At 56.5% G+C, this 13,237-nt stretch carries 15 protein-coding genes and 1 pseudogene; 9 read left to right on the forward strand and 7 right to left on the reverse strand.

Annotation, left to right across the window (positions count from 1 at the left end; genetic code table 11):
* From ACR0EL_RS18920 to ACR0EL_RS18940, 5 genes are all read right to left on the reverse strand, one after another.
* Positions 1 to 552 (reverse strand): hypothetical protein, encoded by a 552-nt coding sequence (locus ACR0EL_RS18920; protein WP_353013387.1) that lies wholly within the window; start codon positions 550 to 552, stop codon positions 1 to 3.
* Between the two features lie 197 nt (positions 553 to 749).
* A complete protein-coding gene (locus ACR0EL_RS18925; RefSeq protein ID WP_480501589.1) occupies positions 750 to 2,441 on the reverse strand; it encodes an acyl-CoA dehydrogenase family protein in 1,692 nt (563 codons plus the stop codon).
* A 144-nt stretch (positions 2,442 to 2,585) separates the two neighbouring features.
* A complete protein-coding gene (locus tag ACR0EL_RS18930; RefSeq protein ID WP_480501590.1) occupies positions 2,586 to 3,050 on the reverse strand; it encodes a hypothetical protein in 465 nt (154 codons plus the stop codon).
* Between the two features lie 111 nt (positions 3,051 to 3,161).
* On the reverse strand, positions 3,162 to 3,452 hold the full coding sequence (locus tag ACR0EL_RS18935) for a hypothetical protein (protein WP_170531325.1): 291 nt from the start codon (positions 3,450 to 3,452) through the stop codon (positions 3,162 to 3,164).
* A 357-nt stretch (positions 3,453 to 3,809) separates the two neighbouring features.
* Positions 3,810 to 5,408, reverse strand: coding sequence for a phosphoenolpyruvate carboxykinase (locus ACR0EL_RS18940; protein WP_480501591.1), 1,599 nt, complete (start codon positions 5,406 to 5,408; stop codon positions 3,810 to 3,812).
* Positions 5,409 to 5,410: 2 nt separating this feature from the next.
* Between ACR0EL_RS18940 and ACR0EL_RS18945 the strand changes: the two genes are divergently transcribed.
* The 8 genes from ACR0EL_RS18945 to ACR0EL_RS18980 are packed head-to-tail and all read left to right on the forward strand — an operon-like array spanning position 5,411 to position 11,178.
* Positions 5,411 to 5,734 (forward strand): hypothetical protein, encoded by a 324-nt coding sequence (locus ACR0EL_RS18945; protein ID WP_480501592.1) that lies wholly within the window; start codon positions 5,411 to 5,413, stop codon positions 5,732 to 5,734.
* A 21-nt stretch (positions 5,735 to 5,755) separates the two neighbouring features.
* Positions 5,756 to 6,460 (forward strand): response regulator, encoded by a 705-nt coding sequence (locus tag ACR0EL_RS18950; protein WP_170531319.1) that lies wholly within the window; start codon positions 5,756 to 5,758, stop codon positions 6,458 to 6,460.
* 32 nt (positions 6,461 to 6,492) lie between these two features.
* Positions 6,493 to 8,211 (forward strand): ATP-binding protein, encoded by a 1,719-nt coding sequence (locus ACR0EL_RS18955; RefSeq protein ID WP_480501593.1) that lies wholly within the window; start codon positions 6,493 to 6,495, stop codon positions 8,209 to 8,211.
* 4 nt (positions 8,212 to 8,215) lie between these two features.
* A complete protein-coding gene (locus ACR0EL_RS18960; protein WP_480501594.1) occupies positions 8,216 to 8,686 on the forward strand; it encodes an HPr kinase/phosphorylase in 471 nt (156 codons plus the stop codon).
* A complete protein-coding gene (rapZ, locus tag ACR0EL_RS18965; protein WP_480501595.1) occupies positions 8,683 to 9,564 on the forward strand; it encodes an RNase adapter RapZ in 882 nt (293 codons plus the stop codon). Before ACR0EL_RS18960 ends, rapZ begins: the two co-directional genes overlap by 4 nt.
* The gene (locus ACR0EL_RS18970; RefSeq protein ID WP_170531314.1) at positions 9,561 to 9,953 is read left to right on the forward strand and encodes a PTS sugar transporter subunit IIA; all 393 of its coding nucleotides are present in this window, start codon (positions 9,561 to 9,563) and stop codon (positions 9,951 to 9,953) included. The genes rapZ and ACR0EL_RS18970 overlap by 4 nt, the downstream gene beginning before the upstream one ends.
* A 16-nt stretch (positions 9,954 to 9,969) precedes the next feature.
* Complete coding sequence (locus tag ACR0EL_RS18975) at positions 9,970 to 10,239, forward strand: HPr family phosphocarrier protein (RefSeq protein WP_170531313.1); 270 nt, start codon at positions 9,970 to 9,972, stop codon at positions 10,237 to 10,239.
* 39 nt (positions 10,240 to 10,278) lie between these two features.
* Positions 10,279 to 11,178, forward strand: a complete 900-nt coding sequence (locus tag ACR0EL_RS18980; RefSeq protein ID WP_480501596.1) for a lysophospholipid acyltransferase family protein — start codon at positions 10,279 to 10,281, stop codon at positions 11,176 to 11,178.
* A 71-nt stretch (positions 11,179 to 11,249) separates the two neighbouring features.
* Here the strand turns inward: ACR0EL_RS18980 and ACR0EL_RS18985 are convergent, their stop codons facing one another.
* Positions 11,250 to 12,125 carry a 3-hydroxybutyryl-CoA dehydrogenase gene (locus tag ACR0EL_RS18985; protein ID WP_170531309.1) on the reverse strand — a complete coding sequence of 292 codons (876 nt, stop codon included), beginning with the start codon at positions 12,123 to 12,125 and terminating at the stop codon, positions 11,250 to 11,252.
* 162 nt (positions 12,126 to 12,287) lie between these two features.
* Here ACR0EL_RS18985 and ACR0EL_RS18990 point away from each other — a divergent pair, with 162 nt between their 5' ends.
* A complete protein-coding gene (locus ACR0EL_RS18990) occupies positions 12,288 to 13,100 on the forward strand; it encodes a DUF6473 family protein (protein ID WP_480501597.1) in 813 nt (270 codons plus the stop codon).
* 56 nt (positions 13,101 to 13,156) lie between these two features.
* Here the strand turns inward: ACR0EL_RS18990 and ACR0EL_RS18995 are convergent.
* Positions 13,157 to 13,237: pseudogene (locus tag ACR0EL_RS18995) on the reverse strand (electron transfer flavoprotein subunit alpha); the annotation flags it as partial.

The following is a 13,237-nucleotide window of genomic DNA, read 5'->3' on the forward strand; positions in this document are numbered from 1 at the left end:
TCAGAACGCAAGTTCACCGTTTAGTAATTGCGTGCGCACCTCCATCCTTGGGTGCCAGTTGTACCGGGTATCTTCCCGAACAGGCCCCCAGAACAAGGCGCCACTATTGCGCCATGGATCAAGGATTATGCCGTCATACATTGAATCGCCCTTGGCGCTGATCAGGGCGGAATGGTGAATGATCCGGAATGGTGTTGGTGGTGAAGTGGCCCAATGCAGTTCGAGCGTTCGAAACCCTTCCTGCCGCAGTCGCCGCGTCATGGCCTTTGCCCAGTCATTGCACAGCCCGTATTCCCGAAAGCCGTTGGCGACCTTGGCGTTATGTATGATCGCCGGGTCGGTTACATTCCATTCTCGGGCAAGGTGCTGAGAATAGGTGTACGAGATTGATGCGGCGGTTTGTGCCTCGACCGGATCAACCTTTGGTCCGAGGGATTGAATGGCTTGTGCCAATTCGTCGATATCATCCTGATTGGCGGTTGGCTGCGGCACCGCGCAGCCGCTTAGGGTTAGGGCTGTCAACATAGCCCAGAGAACCAGTATTCGTGTCATGTCGGGTGCCAGCAATTGTCCAGTTTCTTCTGGTGGCAATAAGTGGGTATCGACGGATTTCATAGGGGAAGTTTGGCCGCAGGTTTGCCAACACTACTGATTTAGGAAATTGGTCCGCGTTGGTTGCAACAACTGGCACAAGAAAAGACCCGGTGCAAAGACCGGGTCAGTTGGGGAAACAAGGCCGCCTTATTCGATCACCCGAGCAGACGTCGTGCGATGACCTGTGCCTGAATTTCGGCAGCCCCTTCAAAGATATTCAGAATACGCGCGTCACACAGAACGCGGCTGATCTTGTATTCCAGCGCAAAGCCGTTGCCGCCATGAATTTGCAGACCGTTGTCGGCTGCGGCCCAAGCGACGCGGGCCCCCAGCAATTTGGCCATACCGGCCTCAAGATCGCAGCGGTGGCCGTGGTCCTTCTCCCAGGCAGAGAAATAGGTCAGCTGGCGCGCGATCATGATCTCGACCGCCATCATTGCCAGCTTGCCCGAGACGCGGGGGAAATTGATCAGCGATTTGCCAAACTGTTTGCGGTCTTGCGCATATTGCATCGCAATATCCAATGCGCTTTGTGCCACCCCAATGGCGCGGGCGGCGGTCTGGATGCGGGCAGATTCAAACGTCTCCATCAGCTGTTTGAAACCCTTGCCTTCTTCCCCGCCCAGAAGGTTCTCACCTTTCACGTGGAAGCAATCAAATCCCAACTCATATTCTTTCATCCCGCGATAGCCTAGAACCTCGATCTCGCCACCGGTCATGCCGGGGGTGGGGAATGGGTTTTCATCAGTGCCCGGGGTTTTTTCGGCCAGGAACATGGACAGGCCACGGTGGTCGGTGCTGTCCGGGTTGGTACGGGCCAGCAGGGTCATGACATGAGTGCGGGCCGCATGGGTGATCCAGGTTTTGTTGCCAGTGATCTGGTAGTCGCCGTTCTCATCTTTGACCGCTCGGGTGCGCAGGCTGCCAAGGTCCGAGCCAGTGTTGGGCTCTGTAAACACGGCGGTCGGTAAAATCTCGGCGCTGGCCAGCTTGGGCAGCCAGTTGGCCTTCTGTTCGTCGGTGCCGCCAGCCAGGATCAATTCAGCTGCAATTTCGGACCGGGTGCCCAGCGAGCCGACGCCGATATAGCCGCGCGACAACTCTTCTGAAACCACGCACATTGAAGCTTTGGATAGACCAAAGCCGCCGAATTCCTCGGGGATGGTCAGGCCGAACACGCCCATTTCGGCCAGTTCTTCAATGATCTCGATCGGGATCAGTTCGTCTTTCAGGTGCCAGTCATGGGCGTTGGGTTCGACCTTTTCCACCGCATAACGGCGGAACTGATCGCGGATCATCTCAAGCTCTTCATCCAGGCCCGAAGCTCCAAACATGGCGGCACCGGCTTGCGCCTCCATCAGCTCGACCAAACGTGTCCGCGCGGCTTGTGAGTTGGCCTGCGACATGAGGGTCTGCACCTCGGGGCATTGGAACCCGGACAACGCATCCCAACCAAGGCCAAGATCCTGAAGGCGCACAACCTCACCCTGATTCATTGGGATGCCACCGGCCACCTGATGCAGGTATTCACCAAAGGCGATCTGATGCAGTAGCAGTTCGATCTCACCAAACTTGCCTGCGGCTTCCAGTGCTTCGGCCCACCTCTGCATCTGTTGCAGCGATTGGTGATAGGTGGCCAGCCATGCCAGCCCATGGGCGGCGGTTTGGTTGGCTTCGATCAACGCACCAGAGACGCGCCCATCGGATGTCACCATGCCCCGCACTGAGTCGCGCGCTTTTTCAAAGACAGCCTCAACAGCGGGTACAGCTTTGCTGGTCAGGCTCAGGAGGTCTGGCAAAGTCGCATTGGTGGTCATCTGGGATATGTCCTGTCCATCATGGGCCATGAATCGCGTCCTGTCTTGGGTGGTCTGGTCATATCATGCTGCACGTGCAGCGCAACAAAAATACTTATTACGTTGCGAAAAAGTTCAAAAATTGCGCTTTCGTTTTGCGATGCAGAAAGCTTGACGCTGTACATATTGTTGGTTTCAGCGCCGCCCATCTGCAAAGCGAAACGCGAAATACAACCCCAGCATCAGGAAAAACAGGCCCGAGATATCGCCGATCAAAAAGGCAACATATTCGACCGTCGCGCTGCCAAAGGCCATGTTGGTCAGGCCAGAGACCAGAATTGACGTGATTACGCCAACGCCCATGACGCAAATCCAACAGGGCTTTCTGTCGGCTCTTGGGAACAAATCCCAACCCACCCATTTCAGAAGGTAGAACACCGACGGCACGGTTGTGACCGCTATGACAATGGCCATCAGGCGGCTGGGCAGGAACAGATCCGCCCCACCCAGAATTGCAAAAACCGCAATGACCCCCGGTAACAGGGCAAAGATCGCCCTCCAACCCAATAGCCAAGCGGATAGCACGCGCACTCCGTGCGGTAGAAACAGCAGGCTTGCCCGGCTGGGGTATTCTGGGAAGAACATGTTCTGTAGCGGCATCAAAACCTCAAAGGTGAGGAGTGATGCGACCACATAAGCCAAAGAGGCAAAGAAAGTTTCGGTGACCCACCTGCGCACCGGGATCAACCGATGACGCGTAAGAGGCGCAGTTTATCTGGGCGCATGAACGATGTATCGCCCTCGATTTGCGTTGCCGCTTTGAGACAAATAGCCTTTTTCAACCAACGATTTCAGCGCTCGAAAAAAAGTCGGGCGCGAAACTCTTTGGACCAGTGTGTGTTCGATCAAGCCGAACGTCCGAACCTCTTGATCTGCCTTCGACAGCTCCTCGGCCGCGTAGTAGATGTCGCGTTCGACCGGCGAGAGATTCTCCAGCCCCAATGTACGCTCCATGCTCTGCATCAACTTGCGCAGCTCGGTCAGTTTCGAAATTTCTGTCATATTTTACCTGTCTTGCTTCGTGCCTGACACCGTCCAGTCCTGGTGGTGCGAAATCGGTTGAATTTGGGTGTTCAACAATTTGCGCGCTGGCACGTATCCCCGTGTAAGTGGTTTACTCTTCTATTTGGGTGGCCCGATCTGCAGAGGTGAGTATGCAGGCGCGAGAAACCCTGTGGTGCTTTCTGTTTTGGTTCCGACGCAGTTGCATCGGAGGTCTTGGTAATGGGCAAAATGCCTATCTCAATCTGAGTGTCAAAACAATAAAATTGTTGAGAATGGTGCCGTGGCGTAACTATTGAAGGTTAAAGCACCATATTGATGACGCAAAAAAGAAGGGGCGCTAGCGCCCCTGTCTGTTTAGCCGATTGCGACCGATTTTATGTCGTCGTCGATGAAGGGGATGTATTGCTCAAAATTCTCGGCAAACATTTGCACCAATTTCTCGGCTTGCTTGTCAAAGGCTGCCTGATCGTCCCATGTACGGCGCGGGTCCAGCAGAACTTCGGGAACGCCGGGCACTGAAACGGGCACGTCAAAGCCGAAATTGGCATCCTTGCGGAATTCGGCATCGGCCAGAGACCCTTCGAGCGCAGCAGTCAGCAGCGCGCGGGTCGCCTTGATCGGCATCCGGCTGCCCACACCATAAGCGCCGCCAGTCCAACCGGTGTTGACCAGCCAACAGGTGGCGCCGTGCTGGGCGATCTTATCACGCAGCAGGTTGCCATAGGCTTCGGGTCGACGCGGCATGAATGGTGCGCCAAAGCAGGTCGAGAAGGTCGGCTGCGGCTCAGTCACGCCACGCTCGGTGCCTGCAACCTTTGAGGTGAAGCCAGACAGGAAGTGATACATCGCCTGCGCCGGTGTCAGACGTGCGATCGGAGGCAGGACGCCAAACGCATCACAAGTCAGCATGATAATGTTCTTGGGGTGGCCACCCAAAGCACTGCTGGAGGCGTTCGAGATATACTCCAGCGGATAGGCGCAACGCATGTTCGCGGTAAGCGAGTCGTCGTCGAAATCCAATTCCTTGGTTTCGGGGTCGAAGACCATGTTTTCGATGACTGTGCCGAACTTGCTGGTTGTCGCGTAGATCTCAGGCTCAGCTTCGGCATTCAGGTTGATCGTCTTGGCATAGCAGCCACCTTCAAAGTTAAAGGTACCACGATCCGACCAGCCATGTTCGTCGTCACCGATCAGCACGCGGGCAGGGTCAGCGGACAGCGTTGTCTTGCCGGTGCCCGAAAGGCCGAAGAAGACGGCTGTGTCGACCGGGTTGCCCACTGCGTGGTTCGCCGAGCAGTGCATCGGCATCACGCCTTTTTCCGGCAGCATGTAGTTCAACAGGGTGAAGACGGACTTTTTGTTCTCACCTGCGTACTCCGTGCCGCCGATCAGGATCAGCTTGCGGTCAAAGTTCAACGCAATCACTGTCTCGCTGCGGCAGTTGTGCTTGCTCGGGTCGGCCTTGAAGCTGGGGCAGTTGATAACGGTGAAATCTGCGATAAATTCGTCCAGATCCTCACGATCGGGACGGCGCAGCAGGTGGCGGATAAACAGGTTGTGCCAGGCCAACTCGGTGACCATGCGCACATTGATTGAATAGGTAGGATCAGCTCCGCCAACGAGGTCCTGTACGAAATAGTCGCGGCCCTTCATATGCTCGAGCATATCTTCATAGAGCGCATTGAACCCCTCCGGGCTCATGGCGGCGTTGTTTTCCCACCAGATGCTGTCGGCAACGCTGTCGGTTTTGACAACATGCTTGTCCTTGGGCGAGCGGCCGGTGAACTTACCAGTGGTGACCAAAAAGGCACCGCCGTTGCCCAGCGTGCCTTCGCCGCGCTTCAGCGCCTCTTCGATCAGCGCCGGTTCCATGAAGTTGTAATAGACATTGCCCAGGCCCTCGATCCCCTGATTTTCGAGGCGGAATTGCGGGTTAACCCGTCCAGATGTCATGCGTGTCTTCTCCTGTGGCGGCGCTGTGGCGTGTTGGGCCGGGTGCGCCTTTGGGGCAGTTTGCCGGGAAAAACCGGCCGATGCGCGGGTCTTATCATGGTCCTTTAGGGCGTGAACAGGACGGTTTGGCGCAGTTAGCGCAACCAAGTTCAGGTTTAGCGCCACCAAAAATTTCCTGTCGGAAAACTGGGCGGCTTTTTGCGGGTGGCAAGGCATTTTTGCCGCATAGCTGCCGCAAGAATGGCACGATTCAGGGTTACGGATTGATTCGGATCAGCAAAAACGCCAACAATACCTTACAAAAAAGCGTATTATTGCGTAAGTGAGCAGGAATAGGGGTAAGCCCGATGTCAAAGATTGCACTGGTGGATGACGATAGAAACATTCTGACGTCCGTATCCATGACGCTCGAAGCCGAAGGTTTCGAGGTTGAAACCTACAATGATGGACAGGCCGCGCTGGACGCGTTCAACAAGAAACTGCCGGATATGGCCGTTCTGGATATCAAAATGCCGCGTATGGACGGGATGGACCTGTTGCAGCGGCTGCGCCAGAAGACGCAAATGCCGGTGATCTTTCTGACTTCGAAAGACGACGAGATTGATGAGGTTCTTGGCCTGCGTATGGGGGCCGATGACTATGTCAAAAAGCCATTCTCTCAACGTCTGCTGGTTGAGCGCATTCGTGCGCTGCTGCGTCGGCAAGAGGCCACCAGCGGTGATGCAACAGTTGCCGCAACCGGCGACACAAAGGTCATGGAGCGCGGAGAACTGCGTATGGATCCGTTGCGCCATGCGGTCAGTTGGAAAGGCACCGATGTCTCGTTGACCGTGACCGAATTCCTGCTGCTACAGGCACTGGCGCAACGACCGGGTTTTGTCAAAAGCCGGGATCAGTTGATGGATGTGGCCTATGACGATCAGGTCTATGTGGACGATCGCACCATCGACAGCCATATCAAGCGTCTGCGCAAGAAAATGCGCGCCGCGGATTCTGAGTTTTCGGCTATCGAAACCCTGTATGGTATCGGGTACAGATACAACGAAGAATAGGCGCGGCCATCTACAAGGGGTAATGGGGTCCCGTGCGCGACACCGAACAAGCCAATGAAATGCGCGACGGTGATGTCGTTCTTGGGGATGACTGGGTTATCCCCCAGGATCCCGAGTCTGCGGAGTTACGAGAGAAGCGATCCCGCAGGAACCTGTTTTCTTTGCGCGGATCACCTCTGGCCCGCAAGATCATCACCTTCAACCTGATTGCCCTTGTGATCCTGGTCACGGGTTTGCTGTATCTGGACGACTCGCGCTCCGAGCAGGTGCAGCAGACCGCACGTAACCTGATGGGTGACGCCCAATTGGTCAGCAATGTGTTCGAAACACAGTTGCGACGGGGTGTTGTGCAATCGTCGCAGGATACAAGCCAACTTGACGTCAAAGACACGCTGGCTGGCCTCAGCCTGCCCGAAGGGGGCGAGGTTTTTGTTTACGATGCCAGCGGTACGCTTATCGGCTGGACACGGGGCGCGCCGCAAGCGTCTGAGCTTCCCGTTCTTTTGCGACCCGACACCGAGATGCGGACGGGCGGCACCGTCATCAGTGACGCCTTGAATGCGGTCTGGACGGGATTGTCGCGCATATTCAACTGGTCTTCGGACACCGAGGCTCCGACATTGGCACAACAGGTGCAGGCTATCATTCCGCAGGCGCTGGTGGGCCAGACTCAGGTTAAGGCTGTGCAGGATGATGCGGGAGATACGGTGATCGTGGCCGCCGCCCCGATCCTGTATGAAGGCGTTCCGGCTGGTGCCGTTGCAATGTCCGGCCCTGCGGGAGAAATTGATGCGTTGGCGCGGCGTGAACAGGAACGCATCCTTCAGATGTTTGTTGTTGCGCTGCTTGTCTCGATCGGCCTTAGCCTGGTTCTGGCCTCGACTATTGCCAACCCGCTGGCAGATCTCGCCTCGGCGGCCGAAATGGGGAAGGACAGGGGCACAGGTGTCAATCCGGGGCGCATTCGCATTCCGGACCTCAGCGCCCGACCGGATGAAATTGGCAGGTTGAGCCGCGCGCTGCGGGGTATGGTGACTGCGCTGTACAATCGGATTGATGCGAATGAACAATTCGCTGCCGATGTCGCGCATGAAATCAAGAATCCGCTTGCCAGCCTGCAATCCGCCGTCGGAACCCTGCGTATGGTCAAACGCGATGATCAGCGCGAGAAGCTTCTGGGTGTGATTGAACATGACGTGAAGCGGCTGGATCGTTTGGTCAGCGACATCTCGAACGCGTCGCGTCTGGATGCGGAACTGGTCAAAGAGGAAGAACAGCCTTTCGATCTGCTTAAACTGCTTGGCAATATCGGGCAGTTTTTGGGCGAGGATGCCCGTGCGCAGGGTATCGATTATATCACTGACTTGCCTGCCGATCCGATCGTGGTGAACGGGCTAGAGGCGCGTCTGGCACAGGTGTTCGTTAACCTCATCACCAACGCGATTTCGTTCTGCGAGGAAAGCGACGCCATCCGCGTCTGGGTGCGCCAGCGGGACAATCGAGTGTTGGTTGTAGTCGAAGATACTGGCCCCGGGATCCCGGAACAGGCCCTGACAAAGATCTTCAAACGGTTCTACTCGCAGCGTCCAGCCGAGCATTTTGGCAACAATTCCGGCCTTGGTCTTGCGATCTCAAAGCAGATAGTCGAGGCACATGGCGGCGTGATCTGGGCTGAAAATATCCGCCCGACAGAGGCGGATGTCACCTCGGACCCGCTAGGCGCGCGTTTTGTCGTAGGGCTGCCTGTCTGATCCAATGAAAATCCCATCCCTGAAAGATGCGGCAGACCGGGACAGCGCCCGCGTTCATGCCAGCTGTGTCACTGTCGCTGATAGGGGGCTATTGATCGTGGGGGCCTCAGGTTCGGGTAAATCCTCTTTAGCTCTGCAAATGATGGCGCTGGGCGCGCAGTTGGTGGGAGATGATCAGGTCGATCTTGGGATGGCACGAGACTGTATCATGGCCTCACCCGTACCCGAGATTGCCGGTCTGATCGAAGCCCGTGGGATTGGGCTGCTCAGGGTGGAGGTCGCGACCTCCACAGTTCTGCATTTCGTGGTGGATCTGGATCAGCAAGAGACGGCGCGCCTGCCTGGCCCGATCACGATCCCGCTGCTTAGGCGCAATGTGCCCTTGCTTCGGGGCGCTGCTGTGCCCAATTTGGCACCAGCCCTGCTGCAACTTCTCAGATTCGGACGCGTAGACCCGGAATGGCCGACGAAATGACATCGCAAAAGCGAACCGTTCTGGTGACAGGGCCGTCGGGTGCAGGCCGCTCGACAGCGATCCATGTGCTGGAAGACTTGGGCTTTGAGGCTATCGATAACCTGCCCATGGGGCTTCTGGCGCGTTTAATGGACGGGGCGGAGGCTGACCGACCCATGGCCCTTGGTATCGACGCGCGCAACCGGGATTTTTCGACCATCGGTTTTATCGAACTAGCCGAGAAGCTGGGCCGCATGCCCCAGGTGGATTTGACAGTTCTCTATCTGGATTGCAGCGATGATGTGTTGCTGAGGCGCTTTTCCGAAACCCGCAGGCGCCATCCGGTTGCTCAGGATGAGGGACCAGAAACCGGCGTTCGTCGTGAAAAAGAGCTGTTGGCGCCCATTCGAGAGATCGCTGATACTCTGATCGATACCAGCGGGTTAAACGTGCACCAGTTGCGCGAAGAGGTTGAGCGCTGGTTCGCGCCCAAAGACGGACGGCATCTGGCGGTCTCGATTGAATCGTTCTCCTACAAGCGCGGTCTGCCGCGTGGATTGGATATGGTTTTCGACTGCCGATTTCTGGCAAACCCCTATTGGCGACCCGAATTGCGGTCGGCAGATGGTCGAAACCCGGATGTCGCGCACTATGTCCAATCGGATATGAACTATGCGCCGTTTTTTGACCGGATCACCGATCTGCTAAATTTGCTGCTGCCGGCGTTTCGCGCCGAGGGTAAGGCGCACCTGTCGGTGGCGTTTGGCTGCACCGGCGGGCAACACAGATCGGTGGCAATGGCTGAAGCGGTTGCAAAGGCCCTTGCAGAACAGGGCCAGCAGGTGGCAATTAGACACCGCGAAATGGAACGACGCGCGTTGAATGTGAGGCCGGATTGATCGGGATTGTAATCGTAGCGCACGGCGGCTTGGCTCAGGAATATCTGGCCGCTATGCAGCATGTGGTGGGGGCGCAACCTGGTTTGGCGGCGATCGCGATCGAAGCCGATCATGACCGCGAAGAGAAACAGGCCGAAATATGCCGCGCGGCCAATGAGGTTGATCTGGGTGACGGCGTTGTGATCGTCACCGATTTGTTCGGCGGCAGCCCCTCGAACCTCAGCCTCAAGGCCTGTGCGCCACAGGATCGCCGAATCCTCTATGGCGCGAACCTACCCATGTTGATCAAATTGGCCAAAAGCCGCCACCTGCCTGTCGCTGACGCAGTACGTCAGGCGATGGAGGCTGGACGCAAATACATCAATGCACAAAATGTGACATTGGACTAAGACCGGACAGATTGAAATGACCAACCGAAGCTTGAAAATCATTAATGAAAAAGGCCTTCACGCCCGTGCCTCCGCCAAACTGGTTGAGGTTGTCGAGGGGTTTGATGCCAATGCCGAAGTCTCCAAGGATGGCCTTTCTGCATCCGGCGACAGCATCATGGGCCTTTTGATGTTGGCAGCCTCACGCGGAACGACTATTGACGTTCAGACCTCGGGACCGGATGCTGAGGCATTGGCAGAAGCCTTGGAAGCGCTTGTGAATGACAAGTTCGGAGAAGGGTTCTAAACCGCCCCACCGGGACAGGAACTACGGGAAGACCAGGAATTGGCGGAAACAACGCACGAGACCAAGACAGGCCCGATCGTAAACGGGACCGAGGATCAGGGCGAGATCTACGATCGTAGAACGCTCACCTATGCGAACTCGTTCGACGATGCCTGGACCGCGACCGCTATTCGCGCCATCGAATGGTGCACCGGCAAGCTGACCATTCTGAGGATGGTCAACAAGTTCGAAAAGAAGAACGAGCTGTATCGTGGCCAACGGTTCTGGAGCGGGGCGCTCAAGACCATGGGCATTACCCTTACAACGCCCGAAGAACAGATCGCGCGTATTCCGAAAACCGGCCCTGTTGTCGTTGTTGCCAATCACCCGCATGGCATGGTGGATGGTATGATCTTTGCAGAATTGATCGGGCGCGTCCGCAGTGATTACCGCATCCTGACACGTTCGGTTCTGACCGGCCTGGATGAGGCCGCCACGTCGTTCATGATCCCGGTACCGTTTCCGCACGACCCCGAAGCGCAAGCAAAAATGCTGGAAATGCGCAGTAAGGCGATGGACCACCTCAAGGATGGTGGCGTTGTCGCGCTGTTCCCCTCTGGGGTGGTGATGTCCTCGGACGATTGGTTCGGCCCGGCGATTGAACGCGAGTGGAATGTTTTCACTGCCAAAATGATCCGCCGCTCGGGTGCGACGGTCGTTCCGATCTATTTCCCGGGTCGTAACTCACGTGCCTATCAGATTGCAAATAAACTGTCGCCGATCCTACGCCAGGGATTGTTGCTGCATGAGATCGTCCGCTCTTGCAACAAACCGCAATCTCCGGTCATCGGAGAGCCGATCTCTGACGAAGATATGCAGCTTCTGGAACGTGATCCGCGCGGGTTCATGGCGTGGCTCCGGGATCGCACCATGTCCTTGGGCACATCAGATAGACCCTGATCCACTCTTCATCTGGCCAGAAATATCCGGGGGTGAGCCCGGATACCATCCGGGCGAGGGGGCTGGCCCCCTCAGCGTGTGGGCACGGGAACCTCACCGCGATAGTCATAAAAGCCACGATCCGTTTTGCGACCCAACCATCCGGCTTCGACATATTTGGTCAGCAACGGGCAGGGGCGGTATTTTGTATCCGCCAATCCGTCATGCAGCACATTCATGATCGCTAAGCAGGTATCAAGCCCAATGAAATCCGCCAGTTCCAATGGCCCCATCGGATGGTTTGCGCCAAGCTTCATGGATTGATCGATGGACTGAACGTTCCCTACGCCTTCATAAAGCGTGTACACGGCTTCATTGATCATCGGCATCAGGATGCGGTTCACGATGAAGGCTGGGAAATCTTCGGCACTCGCGGCGGTTTTGCCCAGACGGTCCACCACTGCTTTACACGCAGCATAGGTTGGCTCATCGGTTGCGATCCCTCTGATCAATTCGACCAATTGCATCACGGGAACCGGATTCATGAAGTGAAATCCCATGAACCGCTCTGGCCGATCTGTCCGGCTGGCCAGTCGTGTGATTGAGATCGACGAGGTGTTCGACGTCAGGATCGTATGTGGTAGCAGATGCGGTTGCAGGTCTTCGAAAATGGCCTGTTTGATCGTCTCGCGCTCGGTTGCGGCCTCAATGACCAGATCGGTCTGGCCCAGCCGCGGCAGTTCCAGCGTTGTTGTGATCCGCTGCAACGCAGCCTGCATCGCCTCGTCACTGATCTTCCCGCGTGAGGCCTGACGCGCCAGGTTACCCTGGATCGTATTGATCGCCTGGTCCAGCGCATCTTGGCTGACATCGTTCAGCAGGACATCGTAATCCGCCAAGGCCAGCACATGAGCAATACCGTTGCCCATCTGACCTGCGCCAATAACTCCGACCGATTTCACATCCATGTTCTGCTGCCTTTGCCCTGCGCGTTATGGGCGACAGTATCGGCAGTTCGGGGCGGGCGGCAAGGGGCAGGTATGGCCGCAATTCGCTTCAAATGCGCACATTAGGAAAATCTCAACATCTGGGGCGTCAAGATGGCAGTTGGGTGAAAATGGGTGAGTGAGATGAGCTATCATCAGACAGGCTCCGGCGTGACCGGGGGCGAACTATGTCAGTATTCTGGGTCGAAACTGTGGTTTCGCGGGCCTGCCAATGCGCTGGATGGTCCCTATGTGGCCTGCGTTGGCATGGATGAAACCTTTGGGCGGTTTGTCGAGCACCCGTATCCCGCTGTTCTTCAAGGCAAATTGCGGCAGACATGCGTCAACCTGGGCAGCCTGTTTTCGGGTGTTGATGCCATTGTTGGCGACGAGGGTTTGCTGGAGCTGATCAATGGCGGCCAGATGTGTATTCTGCAACTGCCCGAGGTGCACGGTCAATCGAATCGATTCTATCGCGTGCATCCTCGCCGTAACGACCGCTTCCTTGCCCCTATGCCAGACCTTCTGGCGTTGTATCCCGAGATTGACTTTACCGAGATCAATTTTGTGCTCCATTTGCTGAACCGGCTTCAGGCCAATCAGGATGCCCGTTTTGAGATGGTCGCCCTGGAGCTGCAAGAAGGCTGGGTTAAGGCGATGAAAACCTTGCTGCTAAACATCGAAATTCCGGTTCTTCTGCTGCATCTCACGGTGAGTCGGGTGCAGAGTGTCGAGGATACCCTGATACAGATCAGCAATGCGATGATGGATCAACTTAGACCGTTTGCCGCGAAAATGGTCAAAGCCGAGGTTGCCGTATCAGGTGCGTCTGAGATGCTTGAGGATGTGCTGTTTGGCACGTTGCAGCAACCAATGGCCGAACACATGATCGGCCCCGCCGCGCATCGCGCCATTGCGGATGCCATCTTGCCTAATCTCAGGGATCTGAACGACTAAGGCCCGCCTGTCGGCGGGCCTTTCGACGGTCTTCAGCGAAAACCTGGTCTGTCAGATCAGCCGAGTTTCTCAGTCAGTTCCGGCACCGCCTGGAACAGATCGGCAACCAGACCGAAGTCGGCAACCTGGAAGATCGG

It is taken from the genome of Ruegeria sp. AH12, assembly GCF_056541465.1.